Source organism: Pseudomonas sp. zbq_18 (genome assembly GCF_043102245.1).
Taxonomy (GTDB): Bacteria; Pseudomonadota; Gammaproteobacteria; order Pseudomonadales; family Pseudomonadaceae; genus Aquipseudomonas.
In genome coordinates, this window is the sequence record NZ_JBICIT010000022.1 from 151,315 (window position 1) to 173,593 (window position 22,279).

The following is a 22,279-nucleotide window of genomic DNA, read 5'->3' on the forward strand; positions in this document are numbered from 1 at the left end:
AGGGCGGGGTTCAGAGTTCTGCCAACACTAAAACACAGCTAGGAGCATTGAAGGGCGTCGTGCCATTCATCAACTCTGACCGGCACCCTTGGCGGAGAGTTCAGTTTTTTTTAAATCGCATTGCGATAAAAAACAGAACTTACTGACGCCCCCAGCATAACCCCCGAATTTACTGGGCCTTAGTGCGCCTCGTCCCAGTTATCGCCCACCCCGGCCTCGACCAGCAGCGGCACATCCAGCTCGGCAGCGCCACTCATCAGCGGCAGCAGGCCGGCCTTGAGCGCCTCGACCTGATCCTCGCGCACCTCCAGCACCAGTTCGTCGTGCACCTGCAGGATGACTTTCACGTCCAGCCCGGACTGCGGTAGCCACTGATCCACGGCAATCATCGCGCGTTTCATGATGTCCGCTGCGGTGCCCTGCATCGGCGCGTTGATTGCGGTGCGCTCGGCCCCCTTGCGCAGGGACGGGTTCTTCGCATGAATGTCCGGCAGGTACAGGCGACGCCCAAACAAGGTCTCGACGTAGCCCTGCTGGCTGGCCTGTTCGCGGGTGCGCTCCATGTAGGCCAGCACGCCGGGATAGCGGGCAAAGTAGGTGTCGATATAGGCCTGCGCCTGCTTGCGGTCGCAACCAATCTGCTTGGCCAGGCCGAAGGCGCTCATGCCGTAGATCAGGCCGAAGTTGATGGCCTTGGCGCTGCGGCGCTGGTCACCGGTGACATCCTCCAGCGCCACACCGAATACCTCGGCAGCGGTCGCCTTGTGCACGTCACGGTCATGGCGGAAGGCGTCCAGCAGGCCTTCGTCCTTGGCCAGGTGCGCCATGATGCGCAGCTCGATCTGCGAGTAGTCGGCCGCCAGCAGCTTGTAGCCCTTGGGTGCGACGAAGGCCTGACGGATGCGCCTTCCTTCGGCAGTGCGGATCGGGATGTTCTGCAGGTTCGGGTCGGTCGACGACAAGCGCCCGGTAGCCGCCACCGCCTGGTGGTAGCTGGTGTGGATGCGCCCGGTGCGCGGGTTGATCTGCTCCGGCAGCCGGTCGGTATAGGTGCTCTTCAGCTTGCTCAGGGAACGGTACTCCATCAGCAGCTTGGGCAGGGCGTGATCCTGCTCGGCCAGTTCGGCCAGCACCGCTTCGGCGGTGGACGGCTGGCCGGTGGCGGTCTTGCTCAGCACCGGCAGGCCGAGTTTGTCGTAGAGGATGGCGCCGAGTTGTTTGGGCGAGCCGAGATTGAACTCCTGGCCAGCCAGCTCGAAAGCCTGCCGCTCCAGCGCCACCAGGCGCTCACCCAGTTCGATGCTGTGCTGGCCGAGCAGCTTGGCGTCAACCAGCGCGCCGTTGCGCTCGATACGCGCCAGCACCGGCACCAGCGGCATTTCAATCTCCTTGAGCACCTTGACCAGCGAAGGCGTGGCTTCGAGCTTGGCCCACAAAGCCTGGTGCAAACGCAGGGTCACATCGGCGTCTTCCGCCGCATAAGGGCCGGCCTGCTCGAGGGCAATCTGATCGAAGGTCAGCTGCTTGGCGCCCTTGCCGGCGATGTCCTCGAAGCGGATGGTGCTGTGGTCAAGGTACTTCATCGCCAGGCTGTCCATGTCATGGCGGGTCGCCGTGGAGTCCAGCACATAGGATTCGAGCATGGTGTCGAAGGCCAGGCCCTGCACCGCGATGGGCGTCGAGGCATGCGCCAGCACATTCATGTCGTACTTGCCGTGCTGACCAACCTTGGCCTTGGCCGGGTCTTCGAGGATCGGCTTGAGCGCCTTGAGCACTGCGTCGCGATCCAGCTGCGCCGGCACGCCCATGTAGCTGTGCGCCAGCGGCACATAGGCCGCCTCGCCAGCGGTCACGGCGAAGGACACACCCACTACCTCGGCCCGCTGCGGATCGAGGCTGGTGGTTTCGGTGTCGAAGGCGATCAGTTCGGCGGCCTGCAACTTGCCCAGCCAGGCATCAAACTGCGCCTGCTCCAACACGGTTTCGTAGTGCGTTTCGGCCAGTGGCGCGTCGGCCGCGACTTCCGCGGCGGCCTCTGCCTGATCGAACAGCCCACCCGTGGGCGCCGGCACCGTGGCCGGGCGCGCCCTGGGTTTCTCGCGTTGCAGCTCGTCCAGCCAGCCCTTGAATTCCAGCTCGCTGTACAACTCGACCAGCGCCGCACGGTCAGCCTCGCCGGGGTGCAGGTCGTCGACGCCGACGTCCAGCTCGACATCGGTCTTGATGGTTGCCAGCTGATAGGAAAGGAAGGCCATGTCCTTGTGCTCGGCCAGCTTGGCCGGCAGGGTCTTGGCGCCGCGAATCGGCAGTTCGGGGACCTTGTCCAGGTTGGCGTAGAGCACGTCGAGACCACCGCCGACACCCACCAGCAGGCCCAGTGCAGTCTTCTCGCCGACGCCCGGCACGCCGGGGATGTTGTCGACCTTGTCACCCATCAGCGCCAGGTAGTCGATGATCAACTCCGGGCCGACACCGAACTTCTCGCGCACGCCCTCGATGTCATAAACGCTGCCGGTCATGGTGTTGACCAGGGTGACGTGCGGGCAGACCAACTGGGCCATGTCCTTGTCGCCGGTGGAAATCACCACGTCGCGGCCCAACGCGGCAGTCTGCCGGGCCAGGGTGCCGATCACGTCGTCGGCCTCCACGCCTTCCACGCACAGCAGCGGGTAGCCGAGGGCGCGCACGGCGGCGTGCAGCGGCTCGACCTGGCCGCGCAGCTCCTCGGGCATCGGCGGGCGATTGGCCTTGTATTCGGCGAACATGGCATCGCGGAAGGTGCCGCCCTTGGCGTCGAATACCACGGCAAAGGGGCTATCCGGATACTGCTTGCGCAGGCTCTTGAGCATGTTCAGCACGCCTTTCACCGCGCCGGTCTGCAGGCCTTTGGAGTTGGCCAGCGGCGGCAGGGCATGAAAGGCGCGGTACAGGTAGGAGGAACCGTCGACCAGAACGAGAGGGGCATTGGACATGCTTGGGATCAACCTTTTGCCGGGTGCGAGCGCTAGAATGGCTGCATCAACCTGAAGAAAGGGACAAGGTTACCATGCGCATGCTCACCCGCCTGACCCTGGCCGCCCTGCTGGCCGCCAGCCCGATGCTCGCCCTAGCCGAAGACGAGGTCACCGGCGATCCGGACGTCACCATCCGCCAGGATGGCGACAAGACCATCACCGAATACCGCCAGAACGGCTTCCTCTACGCCATCAAGGTCACGCCGAAAAACGGCAAGCCTTACTTCCTGGTGCGCGCCGATGGCAGCGAAGGCAACTTCATCCGCTCCGACCAGCCGGACATGCTCATCCCGGCCTGGGAAATCTTCAGCTGGTAAACCACGATGTCCGTATTCACCCCGCTCGAACGCCATGAACTGGAAGTCTTCCTGGAGCCCTACGGGCTCGGCCGTCTGAAGGGCTTCCAGGGCATCGCCGCCGGCAGCGAGAACAGCAACTTCTTCATCAGCCTGGAAGGCGGCGAGTTCGTCCTCACCCTGGTCGAGCGCGGCCCGCGTGGCGACCTGCCGTTCTTCGTCGCCCTGCTCGAACGCCTGCACCAGGCCGGCCTGCCGGTGCCCTATGGCGTCGCCACCCGTGACGGCGAAGTGCTGCGCGAACTGGCCGAGAAGCCGGCGCTGTTGCAACCGCGCCTGGCCGGCAAGCACGTCAGCCAGCCCAACACCCACCACTGCGCGGAAATCGGCGCCTGGCTGGCGCGCCTGCACCTGGCTACCCGCGACGAGCCGCTGGAGCGGCGCAGCGACCGCGGTCTCGACTGGATGCTGGAAGAAGGCCCGGTGCTGGCCCTGGAACTGCACGATGAACAGCTGCCACTGCTGCGCGACAGCCTGCAGGAAGTCGACGAGCTGAAAGCGCGCATCCTCGCTCTGCCCCGCGCCAACCTGCACGCCGACCTGTTCCTCGACAACGCCCTGTTCGACGGCAACCACCTGACCGGAGTCATCGACTTCTACAACGCCTGCTCCGGGCCGATGCTCTACGACCTGGCGATCACCCTCAATGACTGGTGCTCGCTGGCCGACCAGCGCCTCGATGTGCCGCGCGCCCAGGCGCTGCTCGGCGCCTATGCCGCGCTACGCCCCTTTAGCCGTGCCGAAGCCGAACTGTGGCCGGCCATGCTGCGCATTGCCTGCCTGCGCTTCTGGCTCTCCAGACTGATCGCTGCCCGGCGCTTCCAGGGCCGCGACGTGCTGGTCAAAGACCCCGGTGAATTCCAGCTGCGCCTGGCGCAGCGTCAGCAGGTCAGCCTGCCACTGCCGTTCGCGCTGTAGCGGCTATCGACGGGCAGAAAGACCTGGCAACACCCGCCTAGAGACTTTCCAGACAGCCGGCCAGGCCACCGGCGAGATCGCGCAGCAGTTGCTCGTAGCTCAACGCCTTGGTGCCCAGGGCGTCCAGCTCGGCCAGCCTGACCGGCAAGCCGGCTGAGAGGGTTTCAGCCAGACGCGGGCGCAGCGGCGGCTCACTGAATACGCAGGCAGGGCCGGCAGCCTGCAACTGCTCGCGCATCGCGGCCACCTGCCGCGCACCGGGCTGCACCTCGCTGGCGGCACTGAACACGCCGGCATGCTGCAGGCCATAGGCACTCTCGAAATAATCGAAGGCCTGATGGAAGACGAAAAACGGCTTGCTTGCCAAAGGCGCCAGGCGCGCCTTCAGTTCGGTGTCGAGGCGCGCGAGACGCTGCTCGAATGCCGCCAGGTTGGCCTGATAGCGCGCTGCATTGGCTGGATCGGCGGCAACCAGATCATCCGCCATGCGGGTGGCGATCACTCGTGCGTTGGCCGGCAGCAACCAGAGATGCGCGTCCAGGCTGCCGGGGCGATGGTCATGGTCATGCGCGTCGTGGTCATGTTCGTGGGCATGCTCAGCGCCCTCGCCGAAGTGGCGCAGAGTCAGGCCCGGCAGCGCCTGCACGGCAACTGTCGGTTTGTCGCGGCCGTCGAGCACCCGCGGCAGGAAGCCCTCCATGTCCGGGCCGATCCAGTACAGCAAGTCGGCGCTCTCAACCTGGCGCACGTCGGACGGGCGCAGGGCGAAATGGTGCGGCGAGGCGCCGGGCGGCAGCAGTACCGCAGGCTGGCCGAGGCCATCCTGCACCGCGGCGGCGATCAGCTGAAGCGGCTTGATGCTGGTGAGAACCCGCACCTCGGCCTGAGCGGCCAGACTGAGCAGGGAAAAAACGACAACGGCGGCGAAACGGAACACGACGGCAAGACTCGCTGGGCAAAAGGGTAATAGAATAACGTCTCTGCATCCGGACGTCCTCGTCATGTTCAAGCCGCTGACCAATAACACGCCCCTCGCCTGTCTGCCTCACGATCATTCGCGTTGTGTCGCTGATGCGCTGACCGAGGCCGAACAGATCTGCGCCAGGCAGGGCACGCGCCTGACCGCGCTGCGCAAGCGTGTGTTGGAGCTGGTCTGGGCCAGCCATAAGCCGCTCGGCGCCTACGACATCCTGGGCGTGCTGAGCGAAGAAGACGGCCGCCGCGCCGCGCCGCCCACGGTCTACCGCGCGCTGGACTTCCTCCTGGAAAACGGCCTGGTGCATCGCATCGCATCACTCAACGCCTTTATTGGCTGCGCCCACCCGGAACATGCGCATCAGGGCCAGTTCCTCATCTGCAAGAGCTGTCACGCCGCCATCGAACTGGAACAGCCAGCCATCAGCCAAGCCATCATCAGCAGCGCCAAGGACGTCGGCTTCGCCGTTGAAAGCCAGACCGTCGAGGTCATTGGCCTCTGCGCCGGCTGCCGGAAGGCGACATGAGCGATACCTTGATCCAACTGCAGGATGTCGGTGTGGCCTTCTCCGGCCAGCCGGTGTTGCAGCAGGTGCAACTGGCCCTGCGCGCCGGCGAGATCGTGACCCTGATCGGTCCCAACGGCGCCGGCAAGACCACCCTGGTACGCACCGTGCTCGGCCTGCTCAAGCCGGACAGCGGCACGGTGCGGCGCAAGCCGCGCCTGCGCATTGGCTACATGCCGCAAAAGCTGCACGTCGACCCGACCCTGCCGCTCTCGGTGCTGCGCTTCCTGCGCCTGGTGCCGGGCGTCGACCGCGCCGCAGCGCAGGCCGCGTTGAGCGAAGTCGGGGCGGAGCAGGTGATCGACAGCCCGCTGCAGAGCATTTCCGGTGGCGAACTGCAACGTGTGCTGCTGGCCCGCGCCCTGCTGCGCGAGCCCGAACTGCTGGTGCTCGACGAGCCGGTACAGGGCGTCGATGTCGCCGGCCAGGCCGAGCTGTACCGCCTGATCACCCAGCTGCGCGACCGCCACGGCTGTGGCGTGCTGATGGTGTCTCACGACCTGCATCTGGTGATGAGCGCCACCGACCAGGTGGTCTGCCTCAACCGCCACGTGTGCTGCTCAGGCCACCCCGAGCAGGTCAGCAACGACCCGGCCTTCGTCGAGCTGTTCGGCCAGGATGCCAAGAGCCTGGCCATCTACCACCACCATCACGACCACAGCCACGACCTGCATGGCGAAGTGGTCGAACAACGCGCCGGCCTCACGATCCATGGTCCGGCCCACGTTCATGGCCCTGGTTGCAAACATTGATGCCCGATTTTCTGCTCAACGCCCTGCTCGCCGGCCTGGCCCTGGCGCTGGTCGCCGGCCCTCTCGGCTCCTTCGTGGTGTGGCGGCGCATGGCCTATTTTGGCGACACCCTGTCCCACGCCGCGCTACTCGGCGTGGCCCTGGGCTTTCTCCTCGACCTCAGTCCGACCCTGGCGGTGACCGCCGGCTGCCTGCTGCTGGCCGTGCTGCTGGTGACCCTGCAACAGCGCCAGCCGCTGGCCTCGGACACCCTGCTCGGCATCCTCGCGCCGACCACCCTGTCGCTCGGCCTGGTGGTGCTGAGCTTTATGGACGAGGTACGCATCGACCTGATGGCCTATCTGTTCGGCGACCTGCTGGCGGTCAGCAGTGCTGATCTGGCCTGGATTCTCGGCGGCAGCGCCCTGGTCCTGGCCCTGCTGCTGCCGCTGTGGCGGCGCCTGCTGGCGATCACCGTGCATGAGGAACTGGCACGCGTCGAGGGCCTGCACGTGGCCGGCCTGCGCCTGGCGCTGATGCTGCTGATCGCCGTGGTCATTGCCGTCGCCATGAAGATCGTCGGCGTGCTGTTGATCACCTCGCTGTTGATCATCCCGGCCGCCGCCGCCCAGCGCCACGCGCGCACTCCAGAGCAGATGGCCATCGGCGCCAGCCTGCTCGGCATGCTCGCCGTGTGCGGGGGGCTGGCACTGTCCTGGTACCAGGACACCCCCGCCGGGCCTTCTATCGTGGTATCCGCCGCGTCGATTTTCCTCATAGGCTTTGCCCTGCCTCGTCGGGCTCGTTAGGATTGGGCGTTTTTTGCCCAAACCAAAACACAACAGAACCGACGAGTCACAAAATGAACAACAATAAAAGCCGCTATCTCGCCGGACTCGCCCTCGGACTGCTGGCAAACGCAGCCCAGGCCGAATATTGGACGGTCGATGAGCAGGTCAAGAATTTCAATGACGTTTCCGCACATATCCTGCGGGGCGACTTGCCGGCTGCCGAAAGCAAGCTGAACAGCATCAGCCAGAACATCGACCCGAGCGATGTGCGCATCGGCCAATACCGTCGTGAGCTGGCCAACATCTATCTGCAACGGGGGCAGCAACAGTTAGCGAGCGGTAACACCGCTGCGGCGGCCGCCACCCTCACTCAGGGTGAGCAGCATCTGGTCGCGGCGTCTCCCGCGTTGAAAGAGCAGTACCAGTCCAGCCTCGACGCCGCAACCGCCGAGAGCCGCCTGGCTGCGGCCGAGGCCGAGGCGAAGGCCAAGGCGGCGCTGGCTCGCCAGGAAGCCGAGCGTGCCCGCCAGCAGCAACTGGCGGAAGCCAAAGCCGCCGCCGAGCGCCAGGCCCGTGCCCAGCAGCAGGCACAGCCCGTCGCCGCACCGGCTCCGGTAGCCGAACCGGCAGTCGCAGCCGCGCCACGCGCCCGTCTGATCGACCCGTCGGCAGCCAGCAGCAGCGTGCCCATGCCGATGCTCGACGCCAATGACCGCGACAGCCTGCGCGATCTGCTCGATCAGGTCGCTGCCGATGTGGTGGCGTTCGACTGTGCAGTACGCCTGGAAGTGCGCGAGGCCAAGGATTACCCCTTTGTCGCCGCCTTGCTGTCGGCACGAATCAAGAAGCTTGATCCTGGTTTCTCTCCGCAGTTCTCCCCGGTCCTCAAGCCCGACCAGGAACCACGTCTGGTGCTGAGTCCGCAAAGCAATGGTTGAGCCGGTGAGACAAGGGGCGGGGCAACCTCGATAGAACGAAGGTTGCACCCGCCCTCCTTGCTTATAGCTTTATGGATTAAATTCAGGCCAATAAAGACTAAGAGCGCATAAACAAAACCGTTAAAATGCGCGGCTTTCGGCCAACCGCCTAGGCTAGATGGAGTCGTCGCCTCCGACCGGGTTGCGACACTAACTCCCACGTACCCACAAGGTTCGCGCAGTGATCGAGTTCCACCACGTCAACAAATCCTACCGGGTCGCCGGCCGGGACATTCCCGCCCTGCGCTCAACCGACCTGCGCATCGAGCGCGGCCAGGTGTTCGGCCTGATCGGCCACTCCGGCGCCGGCAAGAGCACATTGCTGCGCCTGATCAACCGCCTGGAAGAACCCAGCGGCGGGCGTATCGTGGTCGACGGCGAAGATGTAACCGCCCTCGACGCCGACGGCCTGCGCCGTTTCCGCCGCCAGGTCGGCATGATCTTCCAGCACTTCAACCTGCTGTCGTCGAAGACCGTTGCCGCCAACGTGGCCATGCCGCTGGAGCTGGCCGGCGAGCTGAGCCGTGGGCAAATCGCCCAGCGCGTCGCCGAACTGCTGGCCCGTGTCGGCCTGAGCGAGCACGCCAACAAGTACCCGGCGCAGCTGTCCGGCGGGCAGAAGCAGCGCGTCGGCATCGCCCGCGCACTGTCGACCAACCCGAAAATCCTGCTCTGTGACGAGGCCACCAGCGCCCTCGACCCGCAGACCACCGGCCAGGTGCTGCAACTGCTGGCCGAGATCAACCGCGAGCTGGGCCTGACCATCGTGCTGATCACCCACGAGATGGACGTGATCCGCCGGGTCTGCGACCAGGTGGCAGTGATGGACGGCGGGGTGATCGTCGAGCAAGGGGCGGTGGCCCAGGTGTTCCTTCATCCGCAGCACCCGACCAGCAAGCGCTTCGTCCAGGAAGACGAGCACATCGACGAGAACGAGCAGCGCGACGACTTCGCCCACGTCGAAGGCCGTATTCTGCGCCTGACCTTCCAGGGCGAGGCGACCTACGCACCGCTGCTGGGTACCGTCGCGCGTGAAACCGGGGTCGACTACAGCATCCTCGCCGGACGCATCGACCGCATCAAGGACACCCCCTACGGCCAGCTGACCCTGGCCCTGACCGGCGGCGACATCGACGCCGCGCTGGCGCGCTTCCAGGGCGCCGACGTGCACCTGGAGGTACTGCGCTGATGCTCGAACAACTGCTGCCCAACGTCGACTGGCAGGAAATCGGCTACGCCAGCCTCGACACCCTCAACATGCTCGGTGGCGCTACCCTGTTCACCGTGCTGCTCGGCCTGCCGCTGGGCGTGCTGCTGTTCCTCACCGGGCCGCGCCAGATGTTCGAACAGAAGGCGCTGTATGCCGTGCTGTCGCTGCTGGTCAATGTGCTGCGCTCGGTGCCGTTCGTGATCCTCTTGATCCTGATGATCCCGCTGACCGTGCTGATCACCGGCACCTCGCTGGGCGTGGCCGGCGCCATCCCGCCGTTGGTCGTGGGCGCCACGCCGTTCTTCGCCCGCCTGGTGGAAACCGCCCTGCGCGAAGTCGATCGCGGCATCATCGAGGCGACCCAGGCCATGGGCGCCAGCACAATGCAGATCATCTTCCGCGCGCTGCTGCCGGAGGCCCTGCCGGGCTTGATTGCCGCCGCCACCGTGACTGCCATTACCCTGGTTTCCTACACCGCCATGAGCGGCCTGATCGGCGGCGGAGGCCTCGGTGACCTGGCCGTACGCTACGGCTACCAGCGCTACCAGCCGGACGTGATGGCCGTCACCGTGATCCTGCTGCTGATCCTGGTGCAGGTGCTGCAGATGGTCGGCGACAAGCTGGTCGTACATTTTTCTCGCAAGTAACTAGAAAAGCGGGCGACCGGCTACCCGTCGGACCCTGCGCCCTATCCCACAAGGAGCTGAACATGAAAAAACTGCTGACTGCCCTGGCCGCCTCGGCCGCCCTCACCGCCGCTGCCGCCCAGGCCGGCGAAATCAGCGTCGCCGCCACCGCCGTGCCGCACGCGGAATTGCTCGAATTCGTCAAACCGGCCCTGGCCAAAGAAGGCGTCGAGCTGAAGATCAAGGTCTTCACCGACTACGTGCAGCCCAACGTGCAGGTCGCCGAAGACCGCCTGGACGCCAACTTCTTCCAGCACCAGCCCTACCTGAACGAATTCAACGCCTCGCGCGGCACCGACCTGGTGAGCATCGCCGGCGTCCACGTCGAGCCCTTCGGCGCCTACTCCAGCAAGATCAAGAGCCTGACCGAGCTGACCGATGGCGCCCAGGTGGTGATCCCCAACGATGCCACCAACGGTGGCCGCGCCCTGCTGCTGCTGCAGAAAATCGGCCTGATCAAGCTGAAGGACGCCACCAGCATTACCGCCACCGTCAAGGACATCGTCGAGAACCCGAAGAACATCAAGGTGCGCGAGCTGGAAGCCGCCACCCTGCCGCGCGTGCTGAATCAGGTCGATCTGGCCCTGATCAACACCAACTACGCCCTGGAAGCCGGCCTGAACCCGACCAAGGACGCTCTGGTGATCGAGGGCGACGACTCGCCGTACGTGAACATCCTGGTCACCACCAGCGCGAAGAAGGACAACGCCGACCTGCTGAAGCTGGCCCAAGCACTGAACAGCACCGCGGTGAAGCAGTTCATCGTCGAGCAGTACAAGGGCGCCGTGGTGCCGGCGTTCTGATCGCCACAACCGCGCCTTGAAGAAGCCGGCCTATATGCCGGCTTTTTTGTATCCGTGGGAGCGGCTTTAGCCGCGATAAGCAGATCCAGCGCCCGTTATTCGCGGCCAAAGCGGAGTGCCGCCCAGCCGCTCCTAGAAAAGCCCATCGTCATCGATAAGAAGCTGCCGTCCCAATAGCGCTACAGGGTTCTGCTCCCAGGCACTCCAGCAGACAATCCAACGCAGGCTGGCGCTGAGCACGGCGCACCAGGGCGATCAGCTCGCGGTGGAAGGTCAGCTCGCCCAGTTCGATGACCCGCACCCGCGCGCCGTGCTCGCGCCACAGCCCGGCCAGGGGAATCAGCGATACACCCAGACCCGCCTCGACCATGCGCACGATCGCTTCCAGCTCGTCCAGCTCCAGTGCTTCATCGACCTGCACCCGCTGCGCGCGGAGGAAGCGTTCGACCTGGCGACCACCGAACGAGCTGCGGTCGTAGCGCACGAAGGGCTGCGTGGCGAGCAATTGCAGCGGCTCGCCTCCGCTCATCGACTCCGGCGCGATCAGCACAAAGGGCTCGCGCGCCAGCGGCAGCTGCTGCAACTCCTTGGGCAACTCGAAGGGTGGCTTGATCAGCAGGGCCAGATCCAACTCGCCGGCGTCGACCTGGCTGAGCAGATCCAGCGAGACGCCAGGCACCAGCTTCAGTTCCACAGCCGGCGCCTGCTGGCGAAAGCGCGGCAGCACCTGGGGCAGCAACCCGGTCTGTACGCTGGCAATGGCGCCGACGCGCAGTTCACCGCGCAGCTCGCCCGCCGGACTGGCCATCTCGGCATACAGCGCCAGCATCTGCTCGGCCAGCGGCAGGGCGTGACGGCCGGCGGCATTCAGCACGGCACTGCGCCCGCTGCGGTCGAACAGGCGCTGCCCAAGGGCCTGTTCCAGCACGCGCATCTGCGCGCTGACCGCCGACTGGGTGAGGCCGATCCGCTGGCCGGCGGCGGCGAAGGTGCCATGCCGAGCCACGGCAACGAAGGTTTTCAGTTCACGCAGCATTGATCGAAATCCTTTGAGCTCGACCGCAAGAATATTCGCTTTTGCATGGAAATCATTGCGGCCAACATGCTGAAAAACCCGTGAGGATTCCCTGATGCCGGCTCCCTTTCACCTCGCCATACCCGTCTACGATCTGCCCGCTGCCCGTCATTTCTACGGCGAGGTGTTCGGCTGCGCCGAAGGCCGCAGCAGCGAGCGCTGGGTGGATTTCGACTTCTTCGGCCACCAGCTGGTGATCCACGAGGCGCCGAAAATGGCCCACCAGGATGCCGCGCACAGTAACCCGGTGGACGGCCACGACGTGCCGGTGCCGCATTTCGGCGTGGTGCTGGGCTGGGGTGAGTGGGAGGCGCTGGCCGAACGCCTGCGCCAGCGCGAAACGGCTTTCGTGATCGAACCCTATGTGCGTTTCCAGGGTCAGGTCGGCGAGCAGGCCACCATGTTCCTGCTCGACCCCTGCGGCAACGCCCTGGAGTTCAAGGCGTTCAAGGATATCGGTCAACTGTTCGCCAAATAGCCGCTCAGTCGAGCTTGAACAGGCTCGGCAACTGGGAAGCCAGCTTGTCGTTGTTCAGCGGCGCGCGGATGAAACCGCGCTGGGTGCCGTCCGGGCCGATGATCACCAGATTGCCGCTGTGGTCGACGGTGTAGTTCTCCTGGCTGGTGTCGGCCGGGATGAAGGGGATGCTGACGCCATTGGCCAGTTTCTGGATGTCGTCCTGGGCGCCGGTCAGGCCCTGGAAGCCGGCATCGAAGAAGCCCAGGTATTTCTTCAGCTGCTCAGGGGTGTCGCGATGAGGGTCGACCGTCACCAGCACCACGCGCAACCGGTCCCGGGTCTCTGCCGGCAGCATGCCCTGCAGCTGGCGCAGCTGAGCCAGGGTGGCCGGGCAGATGTCAGGGCAGAAGGTGTAGCCGAAGAACAGCAGGCTCCACTTGTCCTTGAGGTTATCCACCGCCACCGTCTGGCCGTCCTGGTTGGTCAGCGACAGCGCCGGCAGGGTACGACTCTGCGGCAGCAGGACGATGCCGGCATCGAGCATGGCCACCTTGTCGGTGCCGTCGCCCTTGCTGTTGAGCACCTTGTTGACGGTCAGGCCCAGCACCAGGGCGACGAAGGCGGCGAGAACGATAACGGTCTTCTGGGTACGGGTCATGCAATCTCTCTTGGACAGGGCTAGCGCTACAGGTTGAGCAGCAGGTAATGATCGGCCAGCAGGGCGATGAACAGCAGAAACAGGTACCAGATACTGTACTTGAAGGTATTGATCGCCGCGTGCGGCCGGCTGTCACGGTACAGCACCCAGGCCCAGAACATGAAGCGCCCGCCCAGCACCAGTGCGGCCGCCAGATAGAGCGGCCCACTCATGTGGATGGCATAGGGCAACAGGGTCACCGCCAGCATCACCGCGGTGTACAGCAGGATGTGTACCTTGGTGTAGTGCTCGCCATGAGTGACCGGCAGCATGGGGATGTCGGCCTTGGCATATTCGGCCTTGCGGTGAATGGCCAGGGCCCAGAAGTGCGGCGGCGTCCAGGCGAAGATGATCAGCACCAGCAGCAGCGGCTCGGCGCTGACATGGCCGGTCACCGCCACCCAGCCGAGCAGCGGTGGCGCAGCGCCCGCCAGGCCGCCGATGACGATGTTCTGCGGCGTGGCGCGCTTGAGAAAGCCGGTATAGAGCACCGCGTAACCGAGCAGCGAGGCGAGGGTCAGCCAGGCCGCCAGCTCGTTGGTGAAGGCCAGCAGCAAGGCCATGCCGGCCACGGCCAGCGCCAGGGCAAAGCTCAGCGCGGCGGGCACCGAGACCCGTCCGGCAGTGACCGGGCGCTTGTGAGTACGGGCCATGATCGAGTCGATGCGCCGGTCCACCACATGGTTAACCGCCGCCGCCGCGCCGGCGCACAGGCCGATGCCGAGGTTGCCGAACAGCAACACAGTCCAGGGCACACCGGCGCGGGTGGCGAGGAACATGCCGACCAGCGAGGTGATCAGCATCAGCAGCACGACTCGAGGCTTGGTCAGTTCGAGGTAGTCGCGCCAGCTGGCGCTCTCGGAATGGACACGCGACAGAGTAGCCATGATGTCTCTCCTCTTTTTATTTACCCGCCGCTGCCAGAGCACGCACGGATGCCTGCGATTGCGGCACCCGGACCTGACCTGTACTGCGCAGGCGATAGTTGATCAGTACCAGCACCAGCAACAGCGCGGCGCCACCGGCGTTATGCGCCACCGCCACCGCCAGCGGCAGATGCAGCAGCACGTTGCTCACGCCCAGGCTGACCTGCACGGCCAGCGCCAGCAGCAGCAAGCCGGCCAGACGACCGAGGCCGGCGACTCGCAGGCGCCAGGCCAGCAGCAGCAGCACCAGGCTGAGCCCCACGGCGCCGAGCCGGTGAGTCATGTGAATGGCGGTACGCGCATCGCTGTCCAGCTGGCCGCCGAGGTAGTTGGGGCCGATGTGTTGGGTCAGATGGAAGCCGTTGGCGAAGTCCATCGCCGGCCACCACTCGCCATGGCAGGTCGGCAGATCGACGCAAGCCACTGCCGCGTAGTTGGAGCTGACCCAACCGCCCAGGGCGATCTGACACACGACCAAGAGCAGGGCCAGGCCGGCGAGTGCCCGCAAACGCCGAGGTACCACTGGCAGTGCCGGCAGCGCAGCGGACAGGCGCAGGCACAGGAGGAATGACAACGACAGGGTGGCGAAGCCGCCGAGCAGGTGCGCTGTGACCACCTGCGGCCAGAGCTGCAGGGTCACCGTCCACATGCCGAAGGCGGCCTGGGCGATCACCACGCCAAGCAGCAGCAGCGGTAGTTTCAGCGGCTGCCCGTCTTGCCCGCGGCGGCGCAGGGCGTGCACGGCCAGGCCGAGGATGACCAGACCGAGACTGCCGGCGAAGTAGCGGTGGACCATCTCGTTCCAGCCTTTCTCCACTTCCACAGGTGCCTCGGGGAAACGCGCCTCGGCGATAGCCTGCTTGTGCTCGCTCATTGGTACGCCGATGAAACCGTAGCAGCCCGGCCAGTCAGGGCAACCGAGGCCCGCGTGGGTTAACCGGGTATAGGCGCCTAACAGCACCACGACAACCGTCAGGGCCATGGCGAAAAGGGCCAGGCGGTAGCCGGGCAGAGACTTGCGTTCATTCATCCGGGGCCTCTCTTGTTCTTCTTATGCCGAAAGCAGGGCCGTCTTGCGAGCCAGGGCCAGGTTGACCATGGACAGGCTCTCAACCGATCTGCGAGAGCTTTAGCAACAGGCGCAGGTCGGTGAGGATGTCCTTGCCCTTGGTCTTGGCGTCGTAACGCAACACCAGGTTGCCGTGCGGGTCGACGATCCACAGCTGAGCCCCCTCGCTCGAAGGCACCTGCTGCCGGTAGGCCATGTCATCCAGGCTGTAACGCCCGAGCTGCGGATATTCGCGCTGCAATTGCTGTTCATAGGCGTCGCTCAGAGGCCGAGCCACCGCCAGACCATGAGCGGCACGCGAGACATCGCGATTGAGGCCGATATGAATCTGCCGGGCGGCATACACCAACTGGCGGCATTCCTCGGCGCAGTCGCCGGGCGCGGTGACCAGCAACTGCCAGCGTCCCTCGTCGGCGCCCCGCACGCCGATATCCGCCAGCTGGGTGCCATCGCCGACAAGCGTGCCGTGGTAATTGCGCCCATCCGGCACCCAGAAACGCCACTGGTACATGAAAGTGGCAAGCACCATCGGGCCGATGGCCAGCAACAGCAGCATGATCAACTGCAGGCGACCGCGACGCCGCTTTACAACAGCCTGGGTGGGCAGTTCTGGAGTCAGGGTGGTGTTCATGGCTGCTCTCCTGCAGGAACGACTCGCGAGCGGGCGTTGTGCCAGCCGAGATAGAGGTAAAGACAGAACAGGGCCGCCGCCAGGGCGAACCACTGCACGGCATAGCCGCTGTGTTTTTCCGGGCCCATGGCCACCAGCGGCCACTGCGCCTGATAAGCCGCCGGGCCAGGCTCCAGGCGTACCTCGTAGGCCAGGCCACCGCGACCCAGCTGGCGCCACAGGCGTTCCGGCTCCACGGCGGTGATCAGCCGCGGCCAGTCGCCGCTGTGCGGATCGGCCTGCAGCTGGAAGGCGCTACCCAGCGGCACATAGACCCGCGCCTGCAGCGCCAGCGGTTGCTCAGGCGTGGTGAACTGCGGGGGTGTACGTCGATCCGGCCAGGGCAGCCAGCCGCGATTGACCAGCAGCCACAGGCCGCTGCCCTGGTCGTAGAAGGGTTGCAGCAACTCGACCCCGACCTGGCCATCGCGCATGCGGTTGTCCAGCAGCAGACTATGGCGTTCGTCGAACTGGCCGTGCAGGCGAATGCGCAGATGAGCCAGATCGCTTCGTCGCTCCAGCTCGGTCACGGTGATGGGCTCGGCCTGACGCCGGGCCTCGAACTCGGCCAGCAGCTCGCGTTTCTCCTCGGCCCGCGACAACTGCCAGAAGCCCAGGCTGACCAGTAGCGGCAGCAACAGGACAACCACCAGGCTGGGCAGCCAGCCGGGACGGAAGCCGTTCATAGGCTGTTGCCGAGTAACGGCAATGGGCTGGCTATACTGCAACGACACATCGATTCCCCCATCCCCCGGAGTCACGCATGCTCAAGGCCGCGATCATCCTCCTGCTGCTGGCCACAATGGTCAGCCTGTTCAGTGGCCTGTTCTTCCTGGTCAAGGACGAGGGCCACGGCTCGCGAGTGGTCAATTCGCTGAGCGTACGGGTCACGCTGACCGCCATCACCGTGGCGTTGATCGCCTGGGGCTTCTACAGCGGCCAGCTGGTCAGTCACGTGACCTGGTAAACCACCTCAGAGCACGTAGACGAAGATAAACAGCCCCAGCCAGACCACGTCGACGAAGTGCCAGTACCAGCTGGCCGCCTCGAAGCCAAAGTGCTTCTCGGAATCGAAGTGGCCCTTGTGGATACGCACCAGCATCACCGTCAGGATCAGCGCGCCCATGGTCACGTGGGCACCATGAAAGCCGGTGAGCATGAAGAAGGTGGCGCCGTAGATGCCCGAGCCCAAGGTCAGCCCGAGCTCGGTGTAGGCCTCGATGTATTCCTCGACCTGCAGCACCAGGAACGCCACGCCAAGGAGGATGGTCAGGGCCAGCCACAGCTTGAGCGGCCCGCGCTTGTCCTTCTTCAGCGCATGGTGGGCGAAGGTCACGGTGAAACTGGAGGTCACCAGCAGGATGGTATTGATCAGCGGCAGGTGCCAGGGATCGATCACCGCCGTCGGGGGCGGGAACAGTTTTGAGTCCGGGTTATTGAGCAGCGGCCAGCTGTACTCGAAGCCCTCCCACAGCATGTTGGTCACGCCTTTGTCGCCTTCGCCACCGAGCCAGGGGCCGGCCCACATGCGGATGTAGAACAGCGCACCGAAGAAGGCTGCGAAGAACATCACCTCGGAGAAGATGAACCAGCTCATGCCCCAGCGGAACGAACGGTCCATTTGCGGGCTGTAGAGGCCGGCGCGGCTTTCCTTGATCACATTGCCGAACCAGCCGAACAGCATGTAGGCGAGGATCAGGCCGCCGACGAAGAAGATCAGCGGGCCGTTGGAGTCGGCACGCTCGGCCTTCATGTCGTTGAACCAGGTGGCGACCCCGTACACCGACACCAGCATGCCGAGGGTGGCGATGATCGGCCATTTGCTCTGGGCAGGGACGTAGTAGTTCTCGTGACTCGACATTTGTTGTTCTCCTTATGGAGCCTGGGTCACCTGCGCCACGGGTGGCTTGCGCGCAGTGATATCGAACAGGGTGTAGGCCAGGGTCAGGTGCTTCACTTCCTTGGGTAGGTCACGGTCGACGATGAAGCGCACGGGCATCTCGATGCGCTCGCCGGGTTGCAGCACCTGCTGGGTGAAGCAGAAGCACTCGGTCTTGTGGAAGAACGCTGCAGCCTTGGACGGTGCCACGCTGGGGATGGCCTGGGCGGTCATCGGCTTGTCGGTCGGGTTGTAGGCGATGAACAGCATCTCGTTGCTGGCGCCGGCCTGCACCGTCAACTCGTCGGCTTGTGGGCCGAACTCCCAGACCATGTCGGCCGCGTTGGTGGCGAGGAACTGCACGCGCACCTGGCGGGCCTCGTCCACCGCCTGCTCGCCCTGGTAGGCCCCGGCGGTCTTGCCGTTGATGCCGAAGGCCTGGCACATCACGTCGTAGATCGGCACCAGGGCAAAACCGAAGGCGAACATGCAGGCCACCACCAGCAGCAGGCGGGTGACCAGACGCTTGGTGCTCAGGCTTTCGCTCATGAGCGGGCTCCTACTTCACTTCCGGTGGCGTGCTGAAGGTGTGATACGGCGCCGGTGACGGCACCGTCCACTCCAGACCGTCGGCACCGTCCCACGGTTTGTCGCCCGCGGGCTTGCCGCCGCGAATGCACTTGATGACGATGAACAGGAAGAGGAACTGGGTGACTCCGAAGGTGAAGGCACCTACCGAGGAGATCATGTTGAAGTCGGCGAACTGCAGGTTGTAGTCGGGAATCCGCCGCGGCATGCCGGCCAGCCCCACAAAGTGCATGGGGAAGAACGCCAGGTTCATGCCGATGAAACTCATCCAGAAGTGCAGTTTGGCCAAGGTCTCGTCGTACATGTGCCCGGTCCACTTGGGCAGCCAGTAGTAAGCCGAGGCGAAGATGCCGAAGATCGCACCGGGCACCAGCACATAGTGGAAATGCGCCACCACGAAGTAGGTGTCGTGGTACTGGAAGTCCGCCGGGGCGATGGCCAGCATCAGGCCAGAGAAGCCGCCGATGGTGAACAGAATCACGAAGGCCACGGCGAACAACATCGGCGCCTCGAACGTCATCGAGCCCTGCCACATGGTGCTCACCCAGTTGAACACCTTCACCCCGGTGGGCACGGCGATCAGCATGGTGGCGTACATGAAGAACAGTTCACCGGTCAGCGGAATGCCCACGGTGAACATGTGGTGCGCCCAGACGATGAACGACAGGAAGGCGATCGAGGCGGTGGCGTAGACCATCGAGGTGTAGCCGAACAGCGGCTTGCGCGCGAAGGCCGGGATAATCGAGCTGACGGCGCCGAAGGCCGGCAGGATCATGATGTACACCTCGGGGTGGCCGAAGAACCAGAATACGTGCTGGAACAGTACCGGATCACCGCCGCCAGCCGCGTTGAAGAAGCTGGTGCCGAAGTGGATGTCCATCAGCATCATGGTCACGCAACCGGCCAGCACCGGCATCACCGCGATCAGCAGGAAGGCAGTGATCAGCCAGGTCCAGACGAACAGCGGCATCTTCATCAGGGTCATGCCTGGGGCGCGCAGGTTGAGAATGGTGGCGATCACGTTGATCGCCCCCATGATCGAGCTGATACCCATCAGGTGGATGGCGAAGATGAAGAAGGTCACCGACTCCGGCGCGTAGGTGGTCGACAGCGGTGCGTAGAAGGTCCAACCAAAGTTCGGTCCGCCACCTTCCATGAACAGCGTGCTGACGAGCAGGCCGAAGGCTGCCGGCAGCAGCCAGAAGCTGAAGTTGTTCATTCGCGGCAGGGCCATGTCCGGCGCACCGACCATCAGCGGAATCATCCAGTTGGCCAGGCCGACGAAGGCCGGCATCACTGCGCCGAACACCATGATCAGGCCATGCATGGTGGTCATCTGGTTGAAAAACTCCGGCTGCACGAGCTGCAGGCCCGGCTGGAACAGCTCGGCGCGGATGACCATGGCCATCGAGCCGCCGAGCAGGAACATGGCAAAGCTGAACCACAGGTACATCGAGCCGATGTCCTTGTGGTTGGTGGTCAGCACCCAGCGCATCAGACCCTTGGCCGGGCCGTGATGATGGTCATGGCCGGCATGACCATGCTCTTTGTGCGAGTCGATCACTGCACTCATGTCATTTCTCCTCGGCCTGCTTGAGCTCAAGCACTTCTTTCGGCGTCACCATGTCGTTCATGGCGTTACCCCAGGCATTGCGCTCGTAGGTGATGACGGCGGCGATATCCACTTCCGACAGTTGCTTGCCGAAGGCCGCCATGGAGGTGCCCGGCTTGCCGTGGAAGACGATATCCAGGTGCCCCTCTTTTGGCCCGATGGCAATCGGCGAACCCTTGAGTGCCGGGAACATCGGCGGCATACCCTGACCCTCGGCCTGGTGGCAGGCGGCGCAGCTGGTTTTGTAGACTTTCTCGCCACGCTCGACCAACTCTTCCAGCGTCCACTCCTTGCTGGTCAGCTCCTTGAGTTTGGCGGCCTCTTCCTTGCGTAAAGCCAGCCACTCGGCGAAGTCTTCCTTGCTCTTGGCATCGACCACCACCGGCATGAAGCCATGGTCCTTGCCACACAGTTCGGTGCACTGGCCACGGTAGATGCCGGGCTCGTCGATGCGCGTCCAGGATTCGTTGACGAAGCCGGGAATGGCGTCCTTCTTCACCGCCAGCGCCGGCACCCACCAGGAGTGAATCACGTCGGCTGCGGTAATCAGGAAGCGCACCTTGGTACCGACCGGCACCACCAGCGGCTCATCCACCTCCAGCAGGTAGTGCTCGTCCTTCTCCGCCTTGTTGTGGATCTGCTCGCTGGGCGTGGCCAGGTTGCTGAAGTATTCGACATCCTGCCCCAGATACTTGTAGTGCCACTTCCACTGGTAGCCGGTGATCTGGATATCCAGCTCGGACTCGGAGGTGTCGTAGATATCGATCAGGGTCTTGGTGGCCGGGATGGCCATGACCACCAGGATGACGAAGGGTACGACGGTCCAGAGAATCTCGACCGTGGTGCTCTCATGGAAATGGGCCGGTTCCTGGCCGGTGGAGCGGCGGTGGATCAGCATCGACCAGAACATCACGCCGAATACCACCACACCGATCACCACACAGATCCAGAAGATGATCATGTGCAGATCGAAGACGGTACGGCTGACCTCGGTGACTCCGGGCGCCATGTTCACCGTCCAGGCGGCGTGCGCCGAGCCGAATACCAGCCACAGCATGAAGCCCATCCAAACGCGTGGATGTCGCATCATCACGGGTTCCCCTCATTGTTCTTGTTATCCCGCCGGTCAAGCCTGCGGCTTAGGGATCGACCTTGCCGATACTGCTGGCCACCACTGTCGAAACCTCTCCGTGCCGTAGCCCGTCCGGTTCCATCAGGTAACGCCTTGCGAGTTCGAGTATAGACAGGGGAAGAGAGTGCACAACGAAGTCAGAAAAATAACGCCCGATTTCCGCTACCGCCTGCAGCCCTTGATTGACGCGGCCTGGGCCGAATCAAAGGTTATTTCATATAGCGCTTGCTCATAAACATTAACTAAATATGACAATCCGATCTTAGTCGTAGACCATGGCCGACTAAGGTGAAGTCTCGCTTGCCTCATGTCCTTGTTCAGGAGCCGTCATGAACACACCCGCGCTGCGCCAACAGATCCGTCTTGCCCTGGAGCAAGAAGCCGCCACGGGGCAGCTTGCTCGTCAGCTGGAGCAGCAGCTGAGCGGCCTGCACCCCAGTATCCAGCTGCCCGCCAGCGACGCCCATGGCGTGCTGCAACGCTTCGTCAGGGCTTACGTCGAGCAGGTTCCTGATGTGCTCGATGCCGCCAATAGCGTCGCCCGTGATGCGGGGATCGAGGCGCAGGTGAAACCGGTGCTGAAACTGGCCGAGCAGTTTTTCCTCAGCCCGCCGCCCCTGATGGAGGGCCATCATGGTCTGGATGCCCTGCTCGACGAGGCCTACCTGGCCCATCGCCTGGTGGAGGAGGTCAACGACCGCTACATCGCCCACCTCGGCCAGCCGCTGATTCCGCTGGACACCACCGTGGCCAACGTAATCGCCCACCAGCTGATCGGCGAGCCCTTCGCCAACCAGCTGGACCAGGCCGTGCACCATGCTCTGGAAGGAATGCTGGATGAAGAGGTATTCCGGCAGGACTCCGTCCAGGAATACCGTGCTCGCCTGAGCAGCCCGAAAACCCTGGCAGCCTGGCAGAACTGGCCCTGCCTGTCGCGGCAACTGGGCGTGGAACTGGGTCTTCCGGCCTGAATTCCCGCCTGCGTCTTCTGCCCAACCCCGAGGCATCCCGCACCTGAGTGGTGCGGCACGCCAAGCGCAGCGCCCCCTCCTCTCGCCTACGCGGTTTCGCCGCGCCGCCCAGCTATGTTGCTGATTTTGATCGGTAACTGTCGCCAAGCCTTCACATTTCTCTGGCAGCCTCG

At 64.4% G+C, this 22,279-nt stretch carries 24 protein-coding genes; 12 read left to right on the plus strand and 12 right to left on the minus strand.

Features of this window, described 5'->3' with window-relative positions; all coding sequences use genetic code 11:
* Positions 1 to 179: 179 nt before the first annotated feature.
* Positions 180 to 2,972, minus strand: coding sequence for a DNA polymerase I (gene polA, locus ACF8C6_RS17285; RefSeq protein WP_392500408.1), 2,793 nt, complete (start codon positions 2,970 to 2,972; stop codon positions 180 to 182).
* A gap of 74 nt (positions 2,973 to 3,046) precedes the next feature.
* On the opposite strand from polA, the gene ACF8C6_RS17290 reads away from it, so the two are divergent.
* Entirely contained in the window at positions 3,047 to 3,331 is a 285-nt protein-coding gene (locus ACF8C6_RS17290) for a DUF2782 domain-containing protein (protein WP_277687932.1), read from the plus strand.
* 6 nt (positions 3,332 to 3,337) lie between these two features.
* Complete coding sequence (locus ACF8C6_RS17295) at positions 3,338 to 4,288, plus strand: homoserine kinase (protein WP_392500409.1); 951 nt, start codon at positions 3,338 to 3,340, stop codon at positions 4,286 to 4,288.
* A 37-nt stretch (positions 4,289 to 4,325) separates the two neighbouring features.
* Here the strand turns inward: ACF8C6_RS17295 and ACF8C6_RS17300 are convergent, their stop codons facing one another.
* Positions 4,326 to 5,225, minus strand: coding sequence for a zinc ABC transporter substrate-binding protein (locus ACF8C6_RS17300; protein ID WP_392500410.1), 900 nt, complete (start codon positions 5,223 to 5,225; stop codon positions 4,326 to 4,328).
* 64 nt (positions 5,226 to 5,289) lie between these two features.
* Between ACF8C6_RS17300 and ACF8C6_RS17305 the strand changes: the two genes are divergently transcribed.
* The 7 genes from ACF8C6_RS17305 to ACF8C6_RS17335 all read left to right on the plus strand — a co-directional run bounded on the left by ACF8C6_RS17305 (position 5,290) and on the right by ACF8C6_RS17335 (position 11,027).
* The gene (locus ACF8C6_RS17305; protein ID WP_392500411.1) at positions 5,290 to 5,790 is read left to right on the plus strand and encodes a Fur family transcriptional regulator; all 501 of its coding nucleotides are present in this window, start codon (positions 5,290 to 5,292) and stop codon (positions 5,788 to 5,790) included.
* Positions 5,787 to 6,581 (plus strand): zinc ABC transporter ATP-binding protein ZnuC, encoded by a 795-nt coding sequence (gene znuC, locus ACF8C6_RS17310; RefSeq protein WP_392500412.1) that lies wholly within the window; start codon positions 5,787 to 5,789, stop codon positions 6,579 to 6,581. Before ACF8C6_RS17305 ends, znuC begins: the two co-directional genes overlap by 4 nt.
* Positions 6,581 to 7,369: a zinc ABC transporter permease subunit ZnuB gene (gene znuB, locus ACF8C6_RS17315; protein WP_392500413.1), complete on the plus strand. Its 789-nt coding sequence runs from the start codon at positions 6,581 to 6,583 to the stop codon at positions 7,367 to 7,369. The genes znuC and znuB overlap by 1 nt, the downstream gene beginning before the upstream one ends.
* 53 nt (positions 7,370 to 7,422) lie before the next feature.
* Positions 7,423 to 8,289: a hypothetical protein gene (locus tag ACF8C6_RS17320; RefSeq protein WP_392500414.1), complete on the plus strand. Its 867-nt coding sequence runs from the start codon at positions 7,423 to 7,425 to the stop codon at positions 8,287 to 8,289.
* Positions 8,290 to 8,509: 220 nt separating this feature from the next.
* Positions 8,510 to 9,517 carry a methionine ABC transporter ATP-binding protein gene (locus ACF8C6_RS17325; RefSeq protein ID WP_392500415.1) on the plus strand — a complete coding sequence of 336 codons (1,008 nt, stop codon included), beginning with the start codon at positions 8,510 to 8,512 and terminating at the stop codon, positions 9,515 to 9,517.
* A complete protein-coding gene (locus tag ACF8C6_RS17330) occupies positions 9,517 to 10,185 on the plus strand; it encodes a methionine ABC transporter permease (protein ID WP_392500416.1) in 669 nt (222 codons plus the stop codon). Before ACF8C6_RS17325 ends, ACF8C6_RS17330 begins: the two co-directional genes overlap by 1 nt.
* Positions 10,186 to 10,247: 62 nt before the next feature.
* Positions 10,248 to 11,027, plus strand: coding sequence for a MetQ/NlpA family ABC transporter substrate-binding protein (locus tag ACF8C6_RS17335; protein ID WP_392500417.1), 780 nt, complete (start codon positions 10,248 to 10,250; stop codon positions 11,025 to 11,027).
* Positions 11,028 to 11,175: 148 nt separating this feature from the next.
* On the opposite strand, the gene ACF8C6_RS17340 is transcribed toward ACF8C6_RS17335, so the two are convergent.
* On the minus strand, positions 11,176 to 12,063 hold the full coding sequence (locus ACF8C6_RS17340; RefSeq protein ID WP_392500418.1) for a LysR substrate-binding domain-containing protein: 888 nt from the start codon (positions 12,061 to 12,063) through the stop codon (positions 11,176 to 11,178).
* A gap of 94 nt (positions 12,064 to 12,157) precedes the next feature.
* Between ACF8C6_RS17340 and ACF8C6_RS17345 the strand changes: the two genes are divergently transcribed.
* On the plus strand, positions 12,158 to 12,580 hold the full coding sequence (locus tag ACF8C6_RS17345; RefSeq protein ID WP_392500419.1) for a VOC family protein: 423 nt from the start codon (positions 12,158 to 12,160) through the stop codon (positions 12,578 to 12,580).
* 4 nt (positions 12,581 to 12,584) lie between these two features.
* Here ACF8C6_RS17345 and ACF8C6_RS17350 read toward each other — a convergent pair whose 3' ends face one another.
* The 5 genes from ACF8C6_RS17350 to ACF8C6_RS17370 form a co-directional block, all read right to left on the minus strand.
* The gene (locus ACF8C6_RS17350) at positions 12,585 to 13,220 is read right to left on the minus strand and encodes an SCO family protein (RefSeq protein WP_392500420.1); all 636 of its coding nucleotides are present in this window, start codon (positions 13,218 to 13,220) and stop codon (positions 12,585 to 12,587) included.
* A 26-nt stretch (positions 13,221 to 13,246) separates the two neighbouring features.
* The gene (gene cyoE, locus ACF8C6_RS17355) at positions 13,247 to 14,146 is read right to left on the minus strand and encodes a heme o synthase (RefSeq protein WP_277687919.1); all 900 of its coding nucleotides are present in this window, start codon (positions 14,144 to 14,146) and stop codon (positions 13,247 to 13,249) included.
* Positions 14,147 to 14,162: 16 nt separating this feature from the next.
* Positions 14,163 to 15,215 (minus strand): heme A synthase, encoded by a 1,053-nt coding sequence (locus ACF8C6_RS17360; protein ID WP_392500421.1) that lies wholly within the window; start codon positions 15,213 to 15,215, stop codon positions 14,163 to 14,165.
* A gap of 79 nt (positions 15,216 to 15,294) precedes the next feature.
* On the minus strand, positions 15,295 to 15,885 hold the full coding sequence (locus ACF8C6_RS17365) for a hypothetical protein (RefSeq protein ID WP_392500422.1): 591 nt from the start codon (positions 15,883 to 15,885) through the stop codon (positions 15,295 to 15,297).
* Positions 15,882 to 16,610 carry an SURF1 family protein gene (locus ACF8C6_RS17370; RefSeq protein WP_392500423.1) on the minus strand — a complete coding sequence of 243 codons (729 nt, stop codon included), beginning with the start codon at positions 16,608 to 16,610 and terminating at the stop codon, positions 15,882 to 15,884. The genes ACF8C6_RS17365 and ACF8C6_RS17370 overlap by 4 nt, the downstream gene beginning before the upstream one ends.
* A 77-nt stretch (positions 16,611 to 16,687) precedes the next feature.
* Here ACF8C6_RS17370 and ACF8C6_RS17375 point away from each other — a divergent pair, with 77 nt between their 5' ends.
* Positions 16,688 to 16,891 (plus strand): twin transmembrane helix small protein, encoded by a 204-nt coding sequence (locus tag ACF8C6_RS17375; protein ID WP_277687915.1) that lies wholly within the window; start codon positions 16,688 to 16,690, stop codon positions 16,889 to 16,891.
* 6 nt (positions 16,892 to 16,897) lie between these two features.
* Here the strand turns inward: ACF8C6_RS17375 and ACF8C6_RS17380 are convergent, their stop codons facing one another.
* Genes ACF8C6_RS17380 through coxB form a run of 4 tightly spaced genes read right to left on the minus strand, consistent with a single transcriptional unit; the run spans position 16,898 to position 21,093 of the window.
* Complete coding sequence (locus ACF8C6_RS17380; RefSeq protein ID WP_277687914.1) at positions 16,898 to 17,785, minus strand: cytochrome c oxidase subunit 3; 888 nt, start codon at positions 17,783 to 17,785, stop codon at positions 16,898 to 16,900.
* Positions 17,786 to 17,797: 12 nt separating this feature from the next.
* On the minus strand, positions 17,798 to 18,352 hold the full coding sequence (locus ACF8C6_RS17385; RefSeq protein ID WP_392500424.1) for a cytochrome c oxidase assembly protein: 555 nt from the start codon (positions 18,350 to 18,352) through the stop codon (positions 17,798 to 17,800).
* Between the two features lie 10 nt (positions 18,353 to 18,362).
* Complete coding sequence (gene ctaD, locus ACF8C6_RS17390) at positions 18,363 to 19,964, minus strand: cytochrome c oxidase subunit I (RefSeq protein ID WP_392500425.1); 1,602 nt, start codon at positions 19,962 to 19,964, stop codon at positions 18,363 to 18,365.
* Between the two features lies 1 nt (position 19,965).
* The gene (gene coxB, locus ACF8C6_RS17395) at positions 19,966 to 21,093 is read right to left on the minus strand and encodes a cytochrome c oxidase subunit II (RefSeq protein ID WP_392500426.1); all 1,128 of its coding nucleotides are present in this window, start codon (positions 21,091 to 21,093) and stop codon (positions 19,966 to 19,968) included.
* Positions 21,094 to 21,464: 371 nt separating this feature from the next.
* Here coxB and ACF8C6_RS17400 point away from each other — a divergent pair, with 371 nt between their 5' ends.
* Positions 21,465 to 22,106 carry a hypothetical protein gene (locus tag ACF8C6_RS17400; RefSeq protein WP_392500427.1) on the plus strand — a complete coding sequence of 214 codons (642 nt, stop codon included), beginning with the start codon at positions 21,465 to 21,467 and terminating at the stop codon, positions 22,104 to 22,106.
* Positions 22,107 to 22,279 lie beyond the last annotated feature (173 nt).

What these genes read in the sequence shown, in the direction of transcription:
- ACF8C6_RS17305 (WP_392500411.1), top strand. Translation starts at nt 5,290, where the DNA reads ATGTTCAAGCCGCTGACCAATAACACGCCCCTCGCCTGTCTGCCTCAC.
- ACF8C6_RS17330 (WP_392500416.1), top strand. Translation starts at nt 9,517, where the DNA reads ATGCTCGAACAACTGCTGCCCAACGTCGACTGGCAGGAAATCGGCTAC.
- ACF8C6_RS17385 (WP_392500424.1), bottom strand. Translation starts at nt 18,352, where the DNA reads ATGAGCGAAAGCCTGAGCACCAAGCGTCTGGTCACCCGCCTGCTGCTG.
- ACF8C6_RS17320 (WP_392500414.1), top strand. Translation starts at nt 7,423, where the DNA reads ATGAACAACAATAAAAGCCGCTATCTCGCCGGACTCGCCCTCGGACTG.
- ACF8C6_RS17380 (WP_277687914.1), bottom strand. Translation starts at nt 17,785, where the DNA reads ATGTCGAGTCACGAGAACTACTACGTCCCTGCCCAGAGCAAATGGCCG.
- ACF8C6_RS17345 (WP_392500419.1), top strand. Translation starts at nt 12,158, where the DNA reads ATGCCGGCTCCCTTTCACCTCGCCATACCCGTCTACGATCTGCCCGCT.
- ACF8C6_RS17350 (WP_392500420.1), bottom strand. Translation starts at nt 13,220, where the DNA reads ATGACCCGTACCCAGAAGACCGTTATCGTTCTCGCCGCCTTCGTCGCC.
- ACF8C6_RS17360 (WP_392500421.1), bottom strand. Translation starts at nt 15,215, where the DNA reads ATGAATGAACGCAAGTCTCTGCCCGGCTACCGCCTGGCCCTTTTCGCC.
- ACF8C6_RS17335 (WP_392500417.1), top strand. Translation starts at nt 10,248, where the DNA reads ATGAAAAAACTGCTGACTGCCCTGGCCGCCTCGGCCGCCCTCACCGCC.
- ctaD (WP_392500425.1), bottom strand. Translation starts at nt 19,964, where the DNA reads ATGAGTGCAGTGATCGACTCGCACAAAGAGCATGGTCATGCCGGCCAT.
- ACF8C6_RS17400 (WP_392500427.1), top strand. Translation starts at nt 21,465, where the DNA reads ATGAACACACCCGCGCTGCGCCAACAGATCCGTCTTGCCCTGGAGCAA.
- ACF8C6_RS17370 (WP_392500423.1), bottom strand. Translation starts at nt 16,610, where the DNA reads ATGAACGGCTTCCGTCCCGGCTGGCTGCCCAGCCTGGTGGTTGTCCTG.
- cyoE (WP_277687919.1), bottom strand. Translation starts at nt 14,146, where the DNA reads ATGGCTACTCTGTCGCGTGTCCATTCCGAGAGCGCCAGCTGGCGCGAC.
- znuC (WP_392500412.1), top strand. Translation starts at nt 5,787, where the DNA reads ATGAGCGATACCTTGATCCAACTGCAGGATGTCGGTGTGGCCTTCTCC.
- znuB (WP_392500413.1), top strand. Translation starts at nt 6,581, where the DNA reads ATGCCCGATTTTCTGCTCAACGCCCTGCTCGCCGGCCTGGCCCTGGCG.
- polA (WP_392500408.1), bottom strand. Translation starts at nt 2,972, where the DNA reads ATGTCCAATGCCCCTCTCGTTCTGGTCGACGGTTCCTCCTACCTGTAC.
- ACF8C6_RS17290 (WP_277687932.1), top strand. Translation starts at nt 3,047, where the DNA reads ATGCGCATGCTCACCCGCCTGACCCTGGCCGCCCTGCTGGCCGCCAGC.
- ACF8C6_RS17365 (WP_392500422.1), bottom strand. Translation starts at nt 15,885, where the DNA reads ATGAACACCACCCTGACTCCAGAACTGCCCACCCAGGCTGTTGTAAAG.
- ACF8C6_RS17340 (WP_392500418.1), bottom strand. Translation starts at nt 12,063, where the DNA reads ATGCTGCGTGAACTGAAAACCTTCGTTGCCGTGGCTCGGCATGGCACC.
- ACF8C6_RS17375 (WP_277687915.1), top strand. Translation starts at nt 16,688, where the DNA reads ATGCTCAAGGCCGCGATCATCCTCCTGCTGCTGGCCACAATGGTCAGC.
- coxB (WP_392500426.1), bottom strand. Translation starts at nt 21,093, where the DNA reads ATGATGCGACATCCACGCGTTTGGATGGGCTTCATGCTGTGGCTGGTA.
- ACF8C6_RS17295 (WP_392500409.1), top strand. Translation starts at nt 3,338, where the DNA reads ATGTCCGTATTCACCCCGCTCGAACGCCATGAACTGGAAGTCTTCCTG.